The sequence below is a fragment of the Actinoplanes utahensis genome, assembly GCF_016862455.1.
Classification (GTDB): domain Bacteria; phylum Actinomycetota; class Actinomycetes; order Mycobacteriales; family Micromonosporaceae; genus Actinoplanes; species Actinoplanes utahensis.
In genome coordinates this window covers 1-19,604 of record NZ_BOMZ01000023.1, presented here as the reverse complement: position 1 = coordinate 19,604, position 19,604 = coordinate 1, and the positions used below count along the sequence as shown (strand labels likewise).

Annotated in this window: 15 protein-coding genes and 1 riboswitch; of the genes, 14 read left to right on the top strand and 1 reads right to left on the bottom strand. The window is 71.8% G+C overall.

Annotation, left to right across the window (positions count from 1 at the left end; translation table 11 throughout):
- Nucleotides 1-199 precede the first annotated feature (199 nt).
- The 14 genes from Aut01nite_RS07480 (at nucleotide 200) to Aut01nite_RS07415 (ending at nucleotide 17,910) form a co-directional block, all read left to right on the top strand.
- Nucleotides 200-2,569, top strand: coding sequence for a primosomal protein N' (locus Aut01nite_RS07480; protein WP_161790727.1), 2,370 nt, complete (start codon nucleotides 200-202; stop codon nucleotides 2,567-2,569).
- A gap of 343 nt (nucleotides 2,570-2,912) precedes the next feature.
- Nucleotides 2,913-3,485 (top strand): peptide deformylase, encoded by a 573-nt coding sequence (gene def / locus Aut01nite_RS07475; RefSeq protein ID WP_043530494.1) that lies wholly within the window; start codon nucleotides 2,913-2,915, stop codon nucleotides 3,483-3,485.
- A 4-nt stretch (nucleotides 3,486-3,489) separates the two neighbouring features.
- Nucleotides 3,490-4,419, top strand: coding sequence for a methionyl-tRNA formyltransferase (gene fmt, locus Aut01nite_RS07470; RefSeq protein ID WP_043530492.1), 930 nt, complete (start codon nucleotides 3,490-3,492; stop codon nucleotides 4,417-4,419).
- 31 nt (nucleotides 4,420-4,450) lie between these two features.
- Nucleotides 4,451-5,920, top strand: a complete 1,470-nt coding sequence (locus tag Aut01nite_RS07465) for an RsmB/NOP family class I SAM-dependent RNA methyltransferase (RefSeq protein ID WP_043530490.1) — start codon at nucleotides 4,451-4,453, stop codon at nucleotides 5,918-5,920.
- A 237-nt stretch (nucleotides 5,921-6,157) separates the two neighbouring features.
- Nucleotides 6,158-6,871, top strand: coding sequence for a ribulose-phosphate 3-epimerase (gene rpe, locus Aut01nite_RS07460; protein WP_043530484.1), 714 nt, complete (start codon nucleotides 6,158-6,160; stop codon nucleotides 6,869-6,871).
- A 28-nt stretch (nucleotides 6,872-6,899) separates the two neighbouring features.
- Entirely contained in the window at nucleotides 6,900-7,898 is a 999-nt protein-coding gene (locus tag Aut01nite_RS07455) for a GGDEF domain-containing response regulator (RefSeq protein WP_043530482.1), read from the top strand.
- Nucleotides 7,899-7,952: 54 nt separating this feature from the next.
- Nucleotides 7,953-9,356, top strand: a complete 1,404-nt coding sequence (locus Aut01nite_RS07450) for an acyltransferase family protein (RefSeq protein WP_083999745.1) — start codon at nucleotides 7,953-7,955, stop codon at nucleotides 9,354-9,356.
- Nucleotides 9,357-9,417: 61 nt separating this feature from the next.
- Nucleotides 9,418-9,591, top strand: a riboswitch (FMN riboswitch).
- Between the two features lie 132 nt (nucleotides 9,592-9,723).
- Entirely contained in the window at nucleotides 9,724-10,827 is a 1,104-nt protein-coding gene (ribD, locus tag Aut01nite_RS07445) for a bifunctional diaminohydroxyphosphoribosylaminopyrimidine deaminase/5-amino-6-(5-phosphoribosylamino)uracil reductase RibD (RefSeq protein ID WP_052164349.1), read from the top strand.
- A gap of 2 nt (nucleotides 10,828-10,829) precedes the next feature.
- Complete coding sequence (locus tag Aut01nite_RS07440) at nucleotides 10,830-11,429, top strand: riboflavin synthase (protein WP_043530479.1); 600 nt, start codon at nucleotides 10,830-10,832, stop codon at nucleotides 11,427-11,429.
- The gene (locus Aut01nite_RS07435; RefSeq protein WP_043530477.1) at nucleotides 11,422-12,630 is read left to right on the top strand and encodes a bifunctional 3,4-dihydroxy-2-butanone-4-phosphate synthase/GTP cyclohydrolase II; all 1,209 of its coding nucleotides are present in this window, start codon (nucleotides 11,422-11,424) and stop codon (nucleotides 12,628-12,630) included. The genes Aut01nite_RS07440 and Aut01nite_RS07435 overlap by 8 nt, the downstream gene beginning before the upstream one ends.
- Before the next feature lie 43 nt (nucleotides 12,631-12,673).
- The gene (gene ribH, locus Aut01nite_RS07430; protein WP_043530503.1) at nucleotides 12,674-13,150 is read left to right on the top strand and encodes a 6,7-dimethyl-8-ribityllumazine synthase; all 477 of its coding nucleotides are present in this window, start codon (nucleotides 12,674-12,676) and stop codon (nucleotides 13,148-13,150) included.
- Nucleotides 13,151-13,255: 105 nt separating this feature from the next.
- Nucleotides 13,256-15,523 carry a glycosyltransferase gene (locus tag Aut01nite_RS07425; protein WP_083999743.1) on the top strand — a complete coding sequence of 756 codons (2,268 nt, stop codon included), beginning with the start codon at nucleotides 13,256-13,258 and terminating at the stop codon, nucleotides 15,521-15,523.
- A 7-nt stretch (nucleotides 15,524-15,530) separates the two neighbouring features.
- Entirely contained in the window at nucleotides 15,531-16,373 is an 843-nt protein-coding gene (locus Aut01nite_RS07420) for a hypothetical protein (protein ID WP_043530475.1), read from the top strand.
- Nucleotides 16,366-17,910, top strand: a complete 1,545-nt coding sequence (locus Aut01nite_RS07415) for a hypothetical protein (RefSeq protein ID WP_152628993.1) — start codon at nucleotides 16,366-16,368, stop codon at nucleotides 17,908-17,910. The genes Aut01nite_RS07420 and Aut01nite_RS07415 overlap by 8 nt, the downstream gene beginning before the upstream one ends.
- Before the next feature lie 47 nt (nucleotides 17,911-17,957).
- On the opposite strand, the gene Aut01nite_RS07410 is transcribed toward Aut01nite_RS07415, so the two are convergent.
- On the bottom strand, nucleotides 17,958-19,412 hold the full coding sequence (locus Aut01nite_RS07410) for a PLL family lectin (protein WP_204037467.1): 1,455 nt from the start codon (nucleotides 19,410-19,412) through the stop codon (nucleotides 17,958-17,960).
- Nucleotides 19,413-19,604 lie beyond the last annotated feature (192 nt).

Genomic DNA, 19,604 nt, shown 5'->3' with positions numbered 1-19,604 from the left:
TCCCACCACCGGCCCCGCTCCACCGGCCCCGCCCCACCGGCCCCGCTCGCTTCGGGCGGGCGGTGATTGCCCAAGATCGCTGGCGGGTCGCGAGAAGTGTCAGAGGGGGCGGGCAGAATGCTCGGTGATGGGGAGCAAGGGGAGTCGAAGCGAGCGGGAGCCGGCGGAGCGGCTGCCCGTCGCCAGAGTGTGCGTGGACATGCCGTTGGCGCATCTGGACCGGCCGTTCGACTATCTGATCCCGGCCACCGACGACGAGGCGGCGCAGCCGGGCGTGCGGGTGAAGGTCCGGTTCGCGGGGCAGTTGGTGAGCGGATTCCTGCTCGACCGGGTGGAGAGCTCCGAGCACGGGGGAAAGCTGGCCTTCCTGGAGAAGGTGGTCTCCCCCGAGCGGGTGCTCGATCCGGAGATCGCCCGGTTGGCCCGCGCGGTGGCGGACCGCTATGCCGGAAACCTCGCCGACGTCCTGCGCCTGGCGGTCCCACCACGCCACGCCCGGGTGGAGTCCCAGGCCACCCCACCGCCGTCCGCGCCGGGGCAGGCCACCGTGCCATCGTCCGCGCCGCGACCGGCCACCCCACCGCCGTCCGCGCCGGGGCAGGCCACCGTGCCATCGTCCGCGCCGCGACCGGCCACCGTGCCGTCGTCCGTGCCGGGGCAGGTCACCGTGCCGTCGTCCGTCCCGGGAGAGGATGCGGTTCCGGGCTCTCCTCAGGAGCAGGCCGTCCCGCCGCCGTCTGTGCCGGATCCGGCGGGTTCGGGTCGGTTTCCGGCGGTCCCGGGCGATCGGGAGGAGCCGCAGTCGGGTGGTGCTGAGGACGTGCCGCTCGGGCTGGGACGGGCCGGCGCCGGGGAGGTGCGGGACGATTCGGCTGCGCTGGCATCCAGCGGAACTGAGGCTGAGGCGTTGCAGCATGTGAGGGCTGAGGCTGAGGCGTCGCAGCAGATGAGGGGCGAGGCTGCGGCCGGCGGGGCGCGGGGCGGCAACCGGCCGGAGCCGGCGCGGATCAAGGCGCCCGAGGCCGGCGGGTGGGATTCCTATGCGACGGGGCCCGCCTATCTGCGGGCGGTCGAGGAGGGACGGCCCGCGCGGGCGGTGTGGTCGGCGCTGCCCGGGGAGGACTGGCCGCTGCGGATCGCGGAGGCGGCGGCGGCCACCGTGCGCGGAGGACGTGGCGTGGTGATCGTCGTCGCGGACGCGCGGGACCTGGAGCGGGCCGACCGGGCGCTGAGCGAGGTGCTCGGGGAGGGGATGCACGTCGCGTTGAACGCGGCGCTCGGGCCCGCGGTGCGCTACCGGCGGTTCCTCGCGGCCAGCCGGCATCAGGTGCCGGTGGTGGTGGGGACGCGGGCGGCCATGTGGGCGCCGGTCGCGGACCTGGGGCTCGTGGTGATCTGGGACGACGGGGACGACCTGCACTCGGAGCCGCGGGCGCCCTACCCGCACGCGCGGGACGTGCTGCTCACCCGGGCGCAGATGGCGGACTGCGCGGCGCTCGTGGGCGGGTTCGCCCGTACCGGTGAGGCGCAGTTGCTCCTGGAGACGGGATGGGCCCGGGAGATCGTCGCGGACCGGGCGGTGCGGCGGCGACGTGCCCCGGCGATCTCGCCGACCGGCGACGACTCACAGTTGGCGCGTGACCCGGGCGCGGTCACCGCGCGCCTGCCGACGGTGGCGTGGGAGGCCGCGCGACAGGCCCTGCACGCGGGCGCGCCGGTGCTGGTGCAGGTGCCCCGGCGTGGCTATCTGCCGTCGGTGGCCTGTGCGGAGTGCCGCGCCCCGGCGCGCTGCCCGCACTGTTCCGGGCCGCTCGGGCTGCACGGCGCCCGTGACGTTCCGGTCTGTCACTGGTGCGGGCGGGGATCGGCGGCCTGGGAGTGCCCGAACTGTCATGAGCGTCGGCTGCGGGCGTCGGTGATCGGGGCCCGGCGGACGGCGGAGGAGTTGGGGCGGGCGTTCGCCGGTTTCCGGGTCCGCACGTCGGGGCGCGACGAGGTGCTGAGCACGGTTCCGGCCGAACCGGCCCTGGTGGTGGCCACACCGGGCGCGGAGCCGGTCGCCGAGGGCGGGTACGGCGCGGTGCTGCTGCTCGACACCTGGGCGCTGCTGAGCCGTGCCGACCTGCGGGCCGCCGAGGAGACCATGCGGCGGTGGCTCAACGCGGCGGCGCTGGCCCGTTCCGGCGCGGACGGCGGGCGGGTGGTCGTGGTGGCCGACGGTTCGCTGGCGCCGGTGCAGTCGCTGATGAGATGGGATCCCGGCTGGTTCGCCGAGCGGGAGCTGTCCGAGCGGCGGGATCTGGGGTTCCCGCCGGCGGCCCGGATGGCGAGCCTCACCGGCCAGACCGCGGCGGTCAACGACCTGCTGGCGCTGGCCCGGCTGCCGGACGGCACCGAGGTGCTCGGGCCGGTCCCGGCCACCGACGACCAGGAGCGGATGCTGCTGCGGGTGTCCCGTTCCCGGGCCGCCGACCTGGCGCACGCCCTGCACGAGGCGGCCTCGGTCCGCAGCGCCCGCAAAGCGCCGCTCCCGGTCCGGGTCCAGGTCGACCCGGCCGACCTGTTCTGATCCGCCTCCGATATCGCCACCTGTGGGCGGCACCCACGTCCGACATCGGCGCCTGTGGGCGGCACCCACGTCCGACATCGGCGCCTGCGGGCGGCACCGCCCTCCGACATCGGCGCCTGCGGATGGCGCCGGCCGTACACCGCGGCTTTCTTCGCCGGGGCCAGGCGACCGAGGATCGGGCGGGTGGGGGTGCGCGGCAGGGAGCGCCGGTGGTGGGAAGGGTGGTGGGCGCGGAGCGGTTGTTGGCCGGTGGGGAGTGGGCGGCCGCTGTCACTGGCAGCGTTGCGCGCGTCACTCCGTAGACTGGGCAGGTGCTGCCCACCAGAGTCAGGAGTTCCGCCGCGTGACCGTCCAGCCCATCCGTCTCTTCGGTGATCCGGTGCTGCGCACGCCGGCCGACCCCGTCGTCGACTTCGACAAGGAACTGCGCAAGCTGGTGAAGGACCTGATCGAGACGATGCGCGACGAGGGCGGTGCCGGTCTGGCCGCCCCGCAGCTCGGTGTCGGCCTGCGCGTGTTCAGCTTCGACGTGGACGACGTGGTCGGGCACATCGTCAACCCGGTGCTCAGTTTTCCCGACGAGGAGGAGCAGGACGGGCCGGAGGGCTGCCTGTCGATTCCCGGGATCTACATCGACACCAAGCGCCGGCAGAACGTGGTCGCCAACGGGTTCAACGAGTTCGGCGACCCGGTTCAGCTGGTCGGCACGGGGCTGATGTCCCGTTGTGTGCAGCACGAGACCGATCACCTCGACGGTGTGCTGTTCCTGGACCGGCTGGACGCCGCCGCCCGTAAGGACGCGATGCGGCAGATCCGGTCCGCCGACTGGTATGACGCGGCCAAGCCGCCCACGATCAAGGAGAGCCCGCACAACCGGGGTGTCTTCGGGTCCGGTCTCTTCAGTCCGGGCCGGTGAGCTGATGCGCCTGGTCTTCGCCGGTACTCCGGCTGTCGCCGTGCCCGCCCTGGACGCGATCGCCGCCTCTCATCACGAGCTGGTCGCCGTCGTGACCCGCCCGGACGCTCCGGCGGGCCGGGGTCGCCGTCTGGTCCGGTCGCCGGCCGGCGCCTGGGCCGACGAGCGCGGCATCGAGGTGCTGACCCCGGAGCGCCCGCGGGACCCGGAGTTCCAGCAGCGGTTGCGGGAGATCGCGCCCGACTGTGTGCCCGTGGTGGCGTACGGCGCTCTGGTCCCCCCGTCGGCTCTGGAGATCCCCAAGCACGGCTGGCTCAACCTGCACTTCTCGTTGTTGCCGGCGTGGCGTGGCGCCGCGCCGGTGCAGCATGCGGTGCTGCACGGTGACGAGGTGACCGGCGCGAGCGTCTTCGAGCTGGAGGCGGGGCTGGACACCGGCCCGGTGTACGGGACGCTGACCGAGCAGATCCGGTTCACCGACACGTCCGGGCACCTGCTGGAGCGGCTCGCCGTCGACGGGGCGGGTCTGCTGGTGGCGGTGCTGGACGCCATCGAGGCGGGTACCGCGCGGGCGCATCCGCAGCCGGCCGACGGCGTCTCGCACGCGCCGAAACTGACCGTCGAGGACGCCCGGGTCCGCTGGGACGACCCGGCGTTCGCGGTGGACCGGCGGATCCGTGCGTGCACCCCGGCGCCCGGCGCCTGGACCACGCTGCGGGACGAGCGGTTGAAGCTGGGGCCGGTGCGCCCGATCGCGAACGGCCCGGCCGGTTTGCGTCCGGGCGAGTTGCTGGTGGAACGTAAGCAGGTGCTGGCAGGGACGGCAACGACGCCGGTGATCCTGGGCGAGGTGCGGGCGGCGGGGAAGAAGCCGATGTCCGCCACCGACTGGGCGCGGGGCATGCGGATCGAAGCAGGGGAGAAGCTGGCGTGATTTCACAGAGTTCGGCGAAAGGGACCACGGCGTGACGGAGCACAGGGCGTCGCGCCCGCACGGTGGACGGCCGAGCCGCCCGAGCGGTCCGGGCCATCCCCGGGACGGGCGCAGCGGCCGGGCTCCCCGCGCCGGCCGGCCCCCGGCTGACCCGGCACGGCAGGCGGCGTACGAGGCGGTGGCCGCCGTGCACCGCGACGACGCGTACGCGAACCTGGTCCTCGCCGACATCCTGAACGGGATGGGCCTGCACGGGCGGGACGCGGCGTTCGCGACCGAGTTGACCTACGGGACCCTGCGCGCGCTGGGCACCCTCGATCTGATCATCGCCGAGGCGGCCGGCCGTGAGGTCTCGCGGATCGACCCGCCGGCCCGTGACGCCCTGCGGCTGGGCGTCTACCAGCTGCTCTACACGCGGGTGCCGTCGCACGCCGCGGTGAATCAGACCGTCGACCTGGTGCGTTCGGTGGCGCCGGGCGCTGCCGGTTTCGCCAACGCGGTGATGCGTACGGTGTCCGAGACCCCGTTCGACACCTGGCTGGAGCGGCTCGCCCCGTCGTACGAGTCGGATCCGGTGGGCAATCTGTCGGTGCTGCACCACCACCCGCAGTGGATCATCCGGTCGTTCGCCGAGGCGCTCGGCGGGGACCTGGAGGAGACCGCCCGGCTGCTGATCGAGGACAACCAGCCCCCGGCGGTGCACCTGTGCGCCCGCCCGGGCCGGGCCGACGCGGTCGAGCTGGCCGACGAGGTGGGCGGGGTGCCGGGCGCCTTCTCGCCCTACTCGGTCTATCTCAACGGCGGCGCGCCGCGGGATCTGGCCGCGATCCGGGAGGGCCGCGCGCACGTCCAGGACGAGGGTTCGCAGCTGGTCGCGGCGGCGCTGCTGGCCGCCCCGGTCGAGGGCCGGGACACCCGCTGGCTGGACCTGTGTGCCGGCCCGGGCGGCAAGACCGGCCTGATCGGCGCGATCGCCGCGGGCCGGGGCGCCGAGGTGACCGCGGTGGAGGTGGCCGAGCACCGGGCCCGGCTGGTCGATCTCGCGACCGAGGGCATGCCGGTGACGGTGCTGCCGATGGACGGGCGTTCGGTCGGCCGTGACCCGGACCTGCCGGAGGAGGCGTTCGACCGGGTGCTGGTGGACGCGCCGTGCACCGGGCTGGGTTCGCTGCGGCGCCGGCCGGAGTCGCGGTGGCGGCGTCAGCCGGCGGATCTGCCGGCGCTCACCCGGCTTCAGCGGGAGCTGCTGGTGGCGGCGTTGCGGGCGGTGCGCCCGGGAGGCGTGGTGGCGTATGTGACGTGTTCCCCGCACATGGTGGAGACGCAGGTCACGGTGAGCGAGGGGGCCCGGCGCAGCGGCGTCGAGGTGGACTTCGTGGACGCCCGGCCGCTGCTGCCGCCGGGCATGCCGGGGCTGGGCGCGGGTCCGACGGTGCAGCTCTGGCCGCACCGCCACGGCACGGATGCGATGTTCCTGGCCGTGCTTCGCCGTACCAGCTGAGGGTTTCGTTCGTGAAAGGCCGGGCCCCGGGAGGGACCCGGCCTTTTCCGCGCGACCGGACGGGCCGTTCGCGGAGGAGAAGCGGAACGTGACTGGGCCGGCAGCCGGGTGAAGCGGAACGTGACTGGGCCGGCAGCCGGGTGAAGCGGAACAAGACCGGGCCGCCGGCCGGGTGAAGCGCAACGGGACCGGGCCGCCGACCGAGAGGGAGCCGGCCGGGACCGTAGACTTCGTGGCGTGGAACGTACGCCGATCATCGCGCCGAGCATCCTCGCCTCCGACTTCTCCCGGCTCGCGGAGGAGGTGCGTGCCATCGAGGGAGCGGCCGACTGGGTGCACGTGGATGTCATGGACAACCACTTCGTGCCGAACCTGACGATCGGCCTGCCGGTGGTGCAGAGCCTGCGCAAGGCGACGGACATCCCGTTCGACGTGCACCTGATGATCAACGACCCGCAGCGGTGGGCGCCGGGCTACGCGGAGGCGGGTGCCTACAACGTCACCTTCCACGCCGAGGCCTGTGACGACCCGGTGGCGCTGGCGAAGACGCTGCGGGCGGCCGGTTCCAAGGCGGGTCTGGCGATCGACCGGGACACGCCCGTCGAGCCGTACCTGGAGTTGCTGCCCTACCTGGACACCATCCTGATCATGACGATCAAGGCGGGTTTCGGTGGTCAGGCGTTCATGCCGGAGCTGCTCGGCAAGGTGCGTGACGTGCGCCGCCGCGCCGACGTCAACGATCTGCAGATCCGCATCGAGGTGGACGGCGGCATCGCGGCCGACACCATCGAGCGGGCCGCCGAGGCGGGCGCGGACGCGTTCGTGGCGGGTACCGCGGTGTACGGCGCCGCCGACCCGGCCGAGGCGATCCGAAAGCTGCGCGGACTTGCGGCGGCCCGGATGGGAGATGCGGCCCCGGCGGGAGATGCGGGCCGGGAGGGACTGGCGTGACGGCTCCCGTACGGACCATCATCAAGTAATGAGCACGGCTGAGACTCGACCGGAGATCGATCCCGAGCTGGAGTCGGAGGACGGCCCGGACCTGATCCTGGTGGTCGACGACGACAAGGACATCGCCAGCTTCGTCGAGTTCAATCTCAAGATCCGTGGCTTCGACGTGATCCGGGCGAAGGACGGGCAGGAAGCGCTCGACCTGATGGAGACGCACCGCCCTGATCTCGCGGTGATCGACTGGATGATGCCGCGGATGGACGGTGTCGAGCTGGTCCAGCGGCTGCGGGCCGAGCCGCTCACCTCCGCCCTCCCGGTGATCATGCTGACCGCCAAGGGCATGACCGTGGACAAGGTGTACGGCCTGTCCGCGGGCGCCGACGACTATCTGGTCAAGCCGTTCGACCTGGAGGAGTTGATCGCCCGGGTCTCCACCACGCTGCGGCGGCACAAGGACGCCCGGGAGGTGTCCCCGCTGACCGGCCTGCCCGGCAACGCGCGGGTGCGGCGGGAGATCGGCGACCGGATGCGGGCGGGCGGGGAGTACTCGGTCGGCTACATCGACGTCGACAGGTTCAAGAGCGTCAATGACGTGTACGGGTTCGACCGCGGCGACGACTTCATCATCGCCCTGGCCCGGAGCCTGCAGCGGGCGGCCGGTCAGGCCGGCAAGCCGTCGATCTTCCTGGGGCACATCGGCGGCGACGACTTCGTGTTCATCTGCTCGCCCGATCAGGTGCTTCCGCTGACGCAGCGGACGGTGACCGACTTCGAGGCCGCCGCGGACCGGCTGTACGAGCCGGGCGACGCCCAGCGCGGTTACATCGAGGTGCCGGACCGGCGCGGCAACAAGCAGAAGGCGGCCCTGGTCACGCTGTCGATCGGGGTGGCGCAGGCGACCGCGGACGGCCGCCGGTTCACCGATCCGCGGGTGGTCATCGCGGTGGCGTCGGAGATGAAGAAGGTGGCGAAGTCGCAGCCCGGGTCGTACGTGGCGATCGATCGTCGCCGGAGCGAGGCGGACTGAGGCTGTCCGGCGCTTGTTGGATCTCTGTGATACAGCAGGTATCTTGTGCCCGCTATGGCTTCGATCCCGCAGGCGCCGCCGAGCGCCCCCACTCGGTCCCTGTCGCGCATGGGCTGGCTCGACGCCCTCCGGGGTTACGCGGCTCTCGTCGTGGCGCTCTATCACCTGTCCCCGTCGGTGATCGGGACGGGGCGACACCGCGCCATCCACGAGTACATCGACTTCGGCCGCTACGGAGTCCTCGTCTTCTTCCTGGTCAGCGGGTACGTGATCCCGATGTCGCTGGAGCGGCACGGTTCGCTGCGCAAGTTCTGGGTGGGCCGCCTGTTCCGGATCTACCCGGCCTATCTGGCGACGATCGCCGCGCTGGCCGTCATCACGTACGCCGGCATGCACGGGTTGAACCCGAGCCTGCGCAAGGAGACGGTCACCGGGGTCCTGGGCCACGTGACGATGCTGACCGACCATCTCGGCCTGCGCGGGCTGGCCTGGCCGTTCTGGACGCTGTCGTACGAGATGATCTTCTATCTGGTCGTGGCGGGCATGTTCGTGCTGAAGCTGCACCGGCTCAGCGTGTGGTGGGCGGGCGGTCTGGCGCTGATCGCCGCGGTCGGCGCCACCCGGCTGCCGGACGACCTGCTGGGCGGCGACTTCACCACCCGGCGGATCACCGCGGCGGTGCTGCTGCTGGTCTTCACGGCGAGTCTGGCGGCGTACGTCAGCGGCCGTCCGGCCCTGGTCCGTGCCGCCGCGGTGGCCGGTCTGTGCTTCCTCGCCCTGCCGCTGCTCAACGGCCACGCGACCTCGTTCAGCAACGCCATATCGTCGTCGCAGGCGGCGCAGCTGGTGGCGGTGCTGTTCGCCGGCACGGTGATCTACCGGCTGCACCACCGGCAGGTGGCGCCGTGGGCGGGCGGTGTGGCGTTGGCCGCGGTGCTGTTCGTCAGCATGGGGATCACCTGGCTGAACACCGCCAAGTCGCAGCACCTGATCAGCGGCTCGATCACCACGCTGGCGGTGGCGGTGACGTTCGCGGCGGCGTTCGCGCTGCGGCATCGGGACGTGCCGCGCCCGCTGACCTGGCTCGGCGAGGTGAGCTACTCGCTGTACCTGCTGCACTGGGTGGTCCTGCACGTCGTCCTGCACTACCTGACGGCGGCGGGCTGGCGGGGCAGTGCGGCCGGGCGGGCCGGCATCGCTGTCGTCTTCCTGGTCGGCACCCTGGTCGTCGCCTGGGCCTGTTACCGGTTCGTCGAGATTCCCGGGCAGACGCTCGGCCGCGACGTCATGAAGCGCCTGGACCGATCACTGGGCAAGGACACCGGGGAGCCGGGCCGGAACGCCGGGACCCCGCCCGCCGCGCCGCCCGCCGATCCGAACGGGCCGACCCAGGTCTTGCCGCTGGTCACGCCACGGGTGCCGGCTCCCGCGGTTGTTCCCGCTCCCGGCCAGATGTGAAGTAGATCGCGCGGTGGGTGGCAAAATCCCGAGGTCGTGCAAGACTCGGGGTTAACCCACCACGCGCTGGCGGGACTCGGTGTAATTCCGAACCGGCGGTGATCCGACGCGTAAGCGACGGTAAGCCCGCGACCCGATCGCCTTCACCGAGGCGAGCGGTGGACCTGGTGAGACTCCAGGGCCGACGGTTGATCAGCCTCTGCTGGTCAGACAGTCCGGATGGGAGACAGCGCGCGGAATCGGAGGGTCGTGCCCACGGCGGCACGTTCCCGCCGGGGTGCGCGAAGCGTACCCTGCCTGTCCGATTCCTGGCATTCTCTCCCGCAACCTCCAGCGCGTGACCGTTACCGCGCGAGAGGACCGGGCAATGGTGACCGAGGACGAGGCGATGCGCCGCGCTGTCGCGCTGGCCGCCCGGGGCCTCGGCACGACCAGCCCGAACCCGGTGGTCGGCTGCATTTTGCTCGGCCCCGGCGGCGAGGTGGTCGGCGAGGGCTTCCACGCGTACGCGGGCGGCCCGCACGCCGAGATCGTCGCCCTGGCCCAGGCCGGTGAGCGGGCCCGGGGCGGGACCTGTGTGGTGACCCTGGAGCCGTGCAACCACACCGGCCGCACCGGCCCCTGCTCGGACGCGCTGATCCACGCCGGTGTCCGCCGGGTGGTCATCGCGGTGGACGACCCGACGCCGGTGGCCGCCGGTGGCGCGGCGACGCTGCGGGCGGCCGGCATCGAGGTCGCCACCGGGGTGCGCCGGGCCGAGGCCGAGCTCGGCAACGTCGCCTGGCTGACCGCCGTGCGGCGCGGCCGGCCCTATGTGACCTGGAAGTTCGCGGCGACCCTGGACGGGCGCTCGGCCGCGGCGGACGGCACCAGCCAGTGGATCTCGTCGGCCGAGTCGCGCGCCGACGTGCACGTGCTGCGCAGCACGGTGGACGCGATCGTCGCCGGTGTCGGCACCGTGGTCGCCGACGATCCGCAGCTCACCGTGCGCGACCTGCGGGACGGCACGCTCGCCATCAAGCAGCCGCTGCGGGTGGTGGCCGATTCGTCCGGCCGGACCCCCGCCGCCGCCCGGGTCCGGGACGCGGCCGCCCCCACCTGGATCGTCACCAGCGCCGAGGTCGGCACCGGACCGGACGGCCGGGTCGATCTGAGCGCGCTGCTCGGCGCCCTCTTCGGCCGGGGCGTGCGCAATGTGCTGCTGGAGGGTGGCCCGACCCTGGCGGGAGCTTTTCTGGCGGCCGGACTGGTCGATCGGGTGATCGGATACGTCGCTCCGAAACTGCTCGGCGCCGGCCGGGCCGCCCTGGTCGACGCCGGCATCGGCACCATCGCCGACGCCATCGAACTGGACTTCACCGAGATCACGCAGATCGGCGGCGACCTGCGGTTCACCGCCACACCGCGTCCCAAGCCCGCGCCATCCGACCACCCCGTCACCCGCCCTGCAGACGGAAATGAGGACTTCTGACCATGTTCACCGGAATCGTCGAGGAACTGGGCGAGATCGTGCGCCTGACCGAGGGCGCCGAGGACTCGGCCGTCATCGCCGTCCGCGGCCCGCTGGTCACCTCGGACGCACGGCACGGCGACTCGATCTCGGTGAACGGCTGTTGTCTCACCGTGATCGACAACGTCGACGGGGTGTTCACCGCGGACGTGATGGGCGAGACGCTCCGGCGTACCTCCCTCGGGGTCCTGAAACCCGGGAGCAACGTCAACCTGGAGCGTGCCGCGGCGCTGGGGAGCCGCCTCGGCGGCCATCTGGTGCAGGGCCACGTGGACGGGGTGGCGACGATCATCGCCCGGGAACCGGCCGACCAGTGGGAGGTGGTGCGCTTCTCGCTGCCGCCGGAGCTGGCGAAGTACGTGGTGGAGAAGGGTTCGATCACCGTGGACGGGGTCTCGCTCACCGTCATGGAGGTCACCGGGGACAGCTTCGCGATCGGGATGATCCCGGCCACCTCGAAGCTGACCGTGCTGGGCGGCAAAGCCATCGGAGATCCGGTCAACCTCGAGGTCGACGTGATCGCCAAGTACGTCGAGAAGATGCTGGGGAGCCGTAATGTTTGAGGACATCGAGCGCGCCATCGCCGACATAGCGGCGGGCAAGGCCGTGATCGTGGTGGACGACGAGGACCGGGAGAACGAGGGCGACCTCATCTTCGCGGCCGAGCACGCCACGCCCGAGCTGGTCGCCTTCATGGTGCGCTACACCTCCGGCTACATCTGCGTGCCGCTCCCCGAGGCCGAGGCCGACCGGCTCGACCTGCCGCCGATGTTCCACACCAACCAGGACGTCCGGGGTACGGCGTACGCCGTCACCGTCGACGCGAAGCACGGCGTCAGCACCGGCATCTCGGCCGCCGACCGCGCGCACACCATCCGTCTGCTGGCCTCGGCCGGCAGCGAGCCCGGCGACTTCAACCGGCCCGGGCACATCGTGCCGCTGCGGGCCAAGCCGGGCGGGGTGCTGCGCCGGCCGGGGCACACCGAGGCGTCGATCGACCTGGCGGTGCTCGCCGGATGCCGGCCGGCCGGGGTGCTCTGCGAGATGGTCAACGACGACGGCACCATGCAGCGCCGTCCCGACCTGGAGAAGTTCGCCGCCGAGCACGACCTGGTCCTGATCACCATCGCCGACCTGGTCGCCTACCAGCGGGAGCGGGCCGAGCGGCAGGTCGAGCGGGTGGTCGAGACGGTGCTGCCGACCGAGCACGGCGTGTTCACCGCGGTCGGCTACCGGACCGCGGCCGACAACGGCGAGCACGTGGCGCTGGTCTTCGGCGACCTCGGCGACGGCGAGGACGTGCTGGTGCGGGTGCACTCGGAGTGCCTGACCGGGGACGTCTTCGGCTCCCGGCGCTGCGACTGCGGCCCACAGCTGGACGCCGCTCTGGAGCGGGTCGCGGCGGCCGGGCGCGGGGTGGTGCTCTACATGCGCGGCCACGAGGGCCGCGGCATCGGCCTGCTGCACAAGCTCCAGGCGTACCAGCTGCAGGATCGCGGTTTCGACACCGTCGACGCCAACTTGGAGCTGGGCCTGCCGGCGGACGCCCGGGACTACGGCACCGGGGCGCAGATCCTGGCCGATCTCGGGATCCGTTCGATGCGCCTGCTCACCAACAACCCGGCGAAGAGAGCAGGACTCGAAGGGTACGGGCTCCGCGTGACCGGCCGCGAGGAGCTTCCGGTCCGGCTGCACCCGGAGAACGTCCGGTACCTGCGTACCAAGCGCGATCGGATGGGTCACCTCTTCGCAGAGTTGGCCTGAAAGTCCCGCGCGGGGTGAAGAATGACGAAAAAGGGGGATGAACATGGCCGGCTTCGGTGATCCGCACATGCAGACCGTCGACGCTGCGGGGCTGCGGCTCGGCATCGTCGGCTCCCGTTGGCACAACGACCTGGTCGACCACATGATCAAGCGGGCCGAGGCGGCCGCGGCGGCCTGCGGCGTCACGGAGGTGATCACCGCCCGGGTGGCCGGCTCGGTGGAGCTTCCGGTGGTCGCCCAGGCGCTGGCGCGCAAGGTCGACGCGGTGGTCGCGCTGGGTGTGGTGATCAAGGGGGAGACCCAGCACTTCGAGTACGTCTGCGACGCCGTCACGGCCGGCCTGACCAGGGTCGCGCTGGACGAGAGCACCCCTGTCGCGCACGGTGTGCTGACCGTGCACAGCCTCGGTCAGGCCCGGGACCGGGCCGGTCTGGAGGACTCGATCGAGGACAAGGGGTGGCAGAGCACCGTGGCGGTGCTGGACGCCGTTCTCGCCATCCGTGAGGTCCAGAAGTCATAGTGGCTTCACAGGGTGAGGGGGAACACGACACCCGGACTTCACCTCGGGAGCACCTTCTGTTAACCATATAGGGGTGTCGGCGACGCCCGGCCCCGGAATCATTCCGTGGTCCGAAACCCCCCATCCCGAGAACTGGTGCCACTCAACGTGATCCCACGGCTCAGTATCGTCGTGCCGTTTTACAACGTAGAGCGCTATTTCGGCCCCTGCCTGGACTCCTTGGCCCGGCAGACGTTCCGGGATTTCGAGGTGGTGCTGGTCGACGACGGTTCGCAGGACGGCAGCGCGGAGATCGCCCGGGCCTTCTGTGCCGAGGACCGGCGGTTCCGCCTGATCTCCCAGGAGAACCAGGGCATGGGCCCGGCGCGCAACGTCGGCATCGCCGACGCCCAAGGGGAGTACCTGACGTTCGTCGACAGCGACGACCTGGTGCCGCGTCACGCGTACGAGCTGCTGGTCGGCTCGCTGGACCGGACCTCGTCGTCGCTGGCCGGCGGCAACGCCCGGCGGTTCAACAACACCTCCGGCGTCCGCCAGTCGTACGTTCATCGCATCGCTTACGCCAAGGACCGCCTGGCCACCCACATCCTGGAGTGGCCGGAGCTGGCCATCGACCGGATGGTCTGGAACAAGGTGTACCGCCGCCGGTTCTGGGACCAGTTCAAGTACGAGTTCCCCGCGATGCGGTACGAGGACTATCCGGTGGCGCTCAAGGCCCACCTGGACGCCGTGACCGTGGACTGCCTGGGCGCACCCACCTACTACTGGCGCGAGCGTGAGTCCGGCGAATCGGTCACCCAGCTGAAGTTCCAGTTCGGCAACCTGGAGGACCGGGTCGTCTCCGCTGAGATGATCATGGACATGGTCGACAAGCGGGCTCTCGAGCTGCGCAGCACAGTGCACAAGCACCTGGCCCTGATCGACCTCACCACCGTGGTCCAGGCCTTCGGTTCGGCGCCGGAGAGCGACCTGGAGAAGGTGCTGGAGCTCGGCCGCCGCCTGACCCGGCGCCTCGACCCCAAGGTGTTCGAGAGCGCCTCGGCCTTCCAGCGCCTGGAGTACTACGGGCTCCAGTCCGGCGATGTGGAGCTGCTGCAGCGCCTCGCCCGGTTCCGGGCCGAGGGCGGTCTGGCCGTCGGTGCACGAGCGCAGCGCCATCCGGTTCTGCCGTGGCGCTACCGGGGCCACTATCCCGGCCTGCCGGACACCGCCGGAGTGCCGGCCGAGGTCTATCGCCTCTCGCGCGGCGATCTGCAGCTCCAGGCCGCTGCCACCGAGCTGAGCTGGACCGACGACGCGCTGATCGTCCGCGGGACGGCCGAGATCAGCCATCTGCCCACCACCGACGACTCGACGTTGCGGATCGCCCTGGTCGCCGGGCTCCGCGAGACGCCGCTGGAGACCGAGCGCTTCCAGCTGCCGGACGCGCGGGGCAACTCGCGGCTCGCCGGCTGGGAGGCCCGGGTGCCGCGCGCGATGCTCGCCGCGATGCCGGCGGGCCGCGAGGCCGTCCGCCTGATGGCGACCATGCGCAGCGGTCAGGTGCGCCGCAAGAGGCTGGTCACCATGCAGATGCAGTTCCCGTACGGGGACCGGATCGGTGACACCTGGTTCCAGCCGGTCCGGGCCAACGACGGGCGGCTGCTCCTGCGCCGGATGCTCGGGGAGCCCGAGCTGACCGGCGCCGCGGCCGACGGCGACTCGCTGGTGCTGACCGGCACCCTCCCCGCCGGGTTCACCACGCGCGAGATGCGGCTGACCCGCGCGGCCAAGGAGATCGTGGTGCCGCTGGAGGCCGGGCCGGGCAACGCCTTCACCGCCCGGATCCCGGTCGGCGAGGTGGCCGACGCCACCGACCCGGACGACCCGTTCCTCGGCCGGACCGTGCTCATCCCGAAGATCGGCGACTCGCTGGTGCTGATCACCGGCCTGACGCAGGCGGTGAGTGTCGTGCACGGCGACCGGGTGCTCAGCGTCTCCCGCTCACCCGGCCAGTACCTCAACCTCATCGAGGCCCCGGCCCGGGTGGTGACCTCCGGGACCGCCGCCGACGGGACCACCGTCACGGTGGAGGGCCCCCGGTGGCCGGGCGTCGCCTACGACCGGATCACCTGGCGGCGGTTCCTGCCCGGCTCCGACGACGCGGTGGACGCCGTCTGCCGGGTGAGCCTCGACGGTGACCGCTGGACCGGCGTGATCGATCTCGCCGACCTCGGTGACGAGGCGGCAGACTGGACGCTGTTCGAGGCGGGGGACGGCGTGACGCCGTACGCGGTGCAGGTCGAGACCTTCGCGCTCGTCGACCTGCCGCGCCGCCTCGACGGGCACCGTCTTTACGCGCGGGCCGGCACCCTGCACCTGGAAACGAGCTGAATCCCTCATGCATCACCACAACCACTACTACGGGCAGGCGCACATCCTCGCCCGGTACTGCGGGCTGAACGACCTGCACCCCCCGCGGATGCGGGGCTACCTGCAGCACGGGTGGAACGTCGCCTGCGGCTGGAACCCGGTGCACGAGTTCTTCGACGGGGCCTGGCGCTACACCTGGAGCGACCCGCCGCGCCGCCGCGGGCACTCCCTCGGCCGGCGCAACTACCACGTGATCGGCGCGCCGTTCCTCTACCTGGCCGACATGGAGCCCGATCTCGGCAAGGTGCCCGAGGAGGAGCGCAGCGGCACGCTGTGGTTCCTGTTCCACGGCTGGGAGGGCGGCGGCAAGGGCGGCAAGATCGAGGGCGACCACGCCCGGCTCATCTCCGAGATCAAGGAGACCGAGACCGAGCAGGTCACGATCAGCCTCTACTACACCGAGTTCGAGCGGCCCGAGGTCCGGCGCGCCTACGAGAAGGCCGGCTTCGAGGTGATCTGCTTCGGCAAGCGCGGCTGGAACTACGAGGGCACCGACCGGCGGTTCCTCTACAAGCAGCTGGAGACGTTCCGCCGTTTCAAGCGGGTCGCGGCGAACCGGCTCAGCACCGCGATCTTCTTCGGCACCGCGGTCGGCTGCCAGCCCGCCGTCTACGGCGATCCGATGGAGCTGGAGGGGGACAACCCGCTCTTCGGCGGCCAGGCCAGGATCAAGCGGCTCTGGCCGGAGATGCACGGCAAAGACGTCGATCTCGCAGCGGCCCGCGCCACCACCGATGTTGAACTGGGTCGTTCCTACGTGATGCCGCCCGCCGAGTTGCGCATGCTCTTCGATTGGAATGTTCGTGACTGACCAGACCCTGCCGCCCATCGTCCGCGGCGAGATCCAGCCGTGGACCGACCGGAACCCGACCGGCGGGCCGGTGCTGGCCGCCTTCCTCGCCGACCTGCTGCCCGCGAGCGCCGGCCGGATCCTGGTGGCCGGGCCACACGACACCGACGTGCTCGAACTGGCGGCGAGCCGGGCCGGTGAGGTCACCGTCCTGCTGCGTTCGGTCAGTGACGCCGAGGCGCTGCGCGGCGGGAAGTACACCGTCGTCACCGGTGCGCTGGACGGCCTCGCCGAGGCCGTCACCACCCCCTTCGACGTGGTGATCGCCGCCGACGGCCTGGACCGGCTGCTCGGCCCGGACTCGCCGGCCCTCGACTGGCCGGAGCGGGCCGCCCTGCTGCGAGGGCTCGCCGCGCCCGGGGCCACCGTCGTGATCGGCGTGGAGAACGGCTTCGCCGTCACCGGCCTGCTGGACCGGCGCCCGGAGAAGGACCGGTACGGCGACGACGAGTGGCGGCCGCTGCACGACGACCCGCGCCGGCCGGCCTCCGCGGCCCAGGCGGAGGCGGCGCTCGGCGGGGCGACCCGGCGGTTCGCCCTGTTCGCCCCGGATCGACGGGTGCACACCATGATCGAGTCGGATGCGGTGGGGCGTACCCACCCGGGCTTCCCCGGCGCGCGGATCGCGCTCGCCGGACTCGCGGCACAGACCTCGGCCACGCCCCTGCTCGCGCCGGTGACCACCGCCGCCGAAGCCGCGGCCCGGGCCGGCCTGCTCGACACCGTCGCGCCCGGCTGGCTCGTCGTGCTCGGCCCGGCCGGCGAGACGCACACCGCGTACCTGCCGTCCGGCGCCGCCGACCTCACCGCGGACGGCTGGCGTCTCGGCGACCGGCTGGTGCCCGACGCCGAGTCCGCCGAGACCGTGCTGTTCCGCTTCGCCGCGGCCGAGGACGTGCCCGGCTTCCGGGCGTTCGCCGCCCGACTCGGCGCGCTCGAGGACGTCGCGTTCTTCGACGAGATCCACGACTTCGTGGCGGCGCCCTTCGCTGCCACCGGACGGTCCAAGGCGGAGATGCTCGCCGCGGCCTGGCACCGCTTCCGGGACCGGCTCATCGGCGAGCACCGCCGGCACCCGTGGCCGCCGTGGATGGCCGACGGCGACGACCTGGTCAAGACGTGGCTGGCGATGTCCGGTGTCGAACCGACCGCGGACCTGCTCAAGTACGGCCGGGAGATCGTCGACGAGGCGTTCCCGGCCGCCGAGCAGCCCGACCTGCGCGCCGCCCTCGCCGACGCGGAGGCCGCCCAGCTCAAGATCAAGGAGCAGGCGGGCCACATCTTCGGCCTGGAGCGCACCATGCGGTTCCGGGACCAGCAGCTGCGCACCCGGGAGCAGCAGCTGCGCAACATGCGCGACGAGATGCGCCGGTTCAAGGCCGGCAAGGTCGTCAAGGTCGCCTCGGTGGTCGGCCGGGTCGCCCGGCTGCGTGACCCGAAGCGGCTCGCCGGCGCCGTCAAGAAGCGGGCCCGCAAGTTCCTCCCCGGACGTAGCTGAACGCCGGCGGGCCCATGGGCCCGCCGGCGTGCTTCTCGGTCGTCCGGTCAGCTGAGGTCGACGTTGGTGCCGACGCCGATGGTGTTGTCGTTGAGGCCGACGGTGTAGGTGCTGAAGACGCTGCCGTTGCCGTCGATCTTGACGGCGTTGCTGTCCCAGGTGCCGGCGGTGTTGCGGCTGCGGTGCCAGACGCCGCTGCCGTCGACGGTCACGTCGATCTGCAGGGTGCCGTTGGGCAGGCCGGCGGCGCTGATGGCGTTGACGGCGGGGTTGCTGTCCATGTGGACGGCGTTGTTGTTCCAGACGCCGGCGGCGGTGCGGGTGCGGGTCCACACGCCGCTGCCGAGGATGGCGCCGAAGACGTGGAGGGTGCCGTCGGGCAGGGCGGCGGAGGCGATGTCGCTGATGGAGTCGTTGGTGTCGATCTGGTTGGCGTTGGTGTTCCAGACGCCGTTGGCGTTGCGGGTGCGTTCCCAGATGCCGCTGCCGGGGACGAGGCCGAAGAAGTGGATGGTGCCGTCGGCGAGGCCGGTGGCGCTGATGCCGTCGATGGCGGGGTTGCTGTCGAGGTGGACGGCGTTGTTGTTCCAGACGCCGTTGGCGGCGCGGGTGCGGGTCCAGACGCCGCTGCCTTCGATGACGGCGAAGACGTGCATGGTGCCGTTGGGGAGGCTGGCGGCGGTCACGGCTTTGACGTTGGGGTTGGTGTCGATCTGGGTGGCGTTGGCTTCCCAGGCTTTGCGGTGCCAGATGCCGCTGCCGGGTACGGCGGCGAAGATGTGCATGCTGCCGTCGGCGTTCTTGGTGCCGGCGATTCCGGCGATGTTGGGGTTGGCGTCGACGCGGGTGGCGTTGGTCTCCCACACGCCGGCGGCGTCACGGGACCGGGCGTAGACGGTGCCGTGCGGATCCGGTTTCACGGGGACTTCCGCCACCAGCGGCCACAGCGTGTCCGCGATGATCTTTCCGTCGCTCGCGTTGTCGTAGTAGCGCTGCGGGTACGCCGAGACCTGGACGTCCTGGCTGACCTTGCCGACAGCCGCGTTCATCCAGCTGTTGCTCGGATAGAGGGACGTCATCTTGTTCAGGAAGGCGTTCGTGCTCCAGGTGGGGTTCAGCCGGTTCGCCGCGCTGCCCCATGAGGCGCGTTGCTGGAAGAGCCCCAGACTGTCATGGTCGACCATCTCGGAGATGTTCTGGAAGGTCGTCTCGACCGCCACCGTGGTGGCCGCGATGGTCGCGGCGTGCTGCGGCAGGCCGCGGTCCCGGACGGCCTTGACGACCATCCGGGCGCAGGAGACCCGGTAGGCGGTCATCGCGTTGCGCATCTTCGCGGTGAGCTTCGTGTTGAGCTGGGCGGCGATGGCGGCGTCGGTGGAGGTCGCGCCCTTCGGGTCGCAGGCGACGGTCGCGTAGGCCTGGGCGGGCGAGGCGACGGCCGCCGAGCCGAGCAGCATCAGGCCGGACAGAAGGACGGATCCCAGCACCCTGGTCCTGTTCATGGATTTCTCTCACTTTCCCGCGGGGTGTGCGGATGGAGGGGAGACAGCCACACGCCGGCGGGCGGTCGCCCGCCGGCGTGTGCGGTGGTCAGGTCGGGTCAGCTGAGGTCGACGTTGGTGCCGACGCCGATGGTGTTGTCGTTGAGGCCGACGGTGTAGGTGCTGAAGACGCTGCCGTTGCCGTCGATCTTG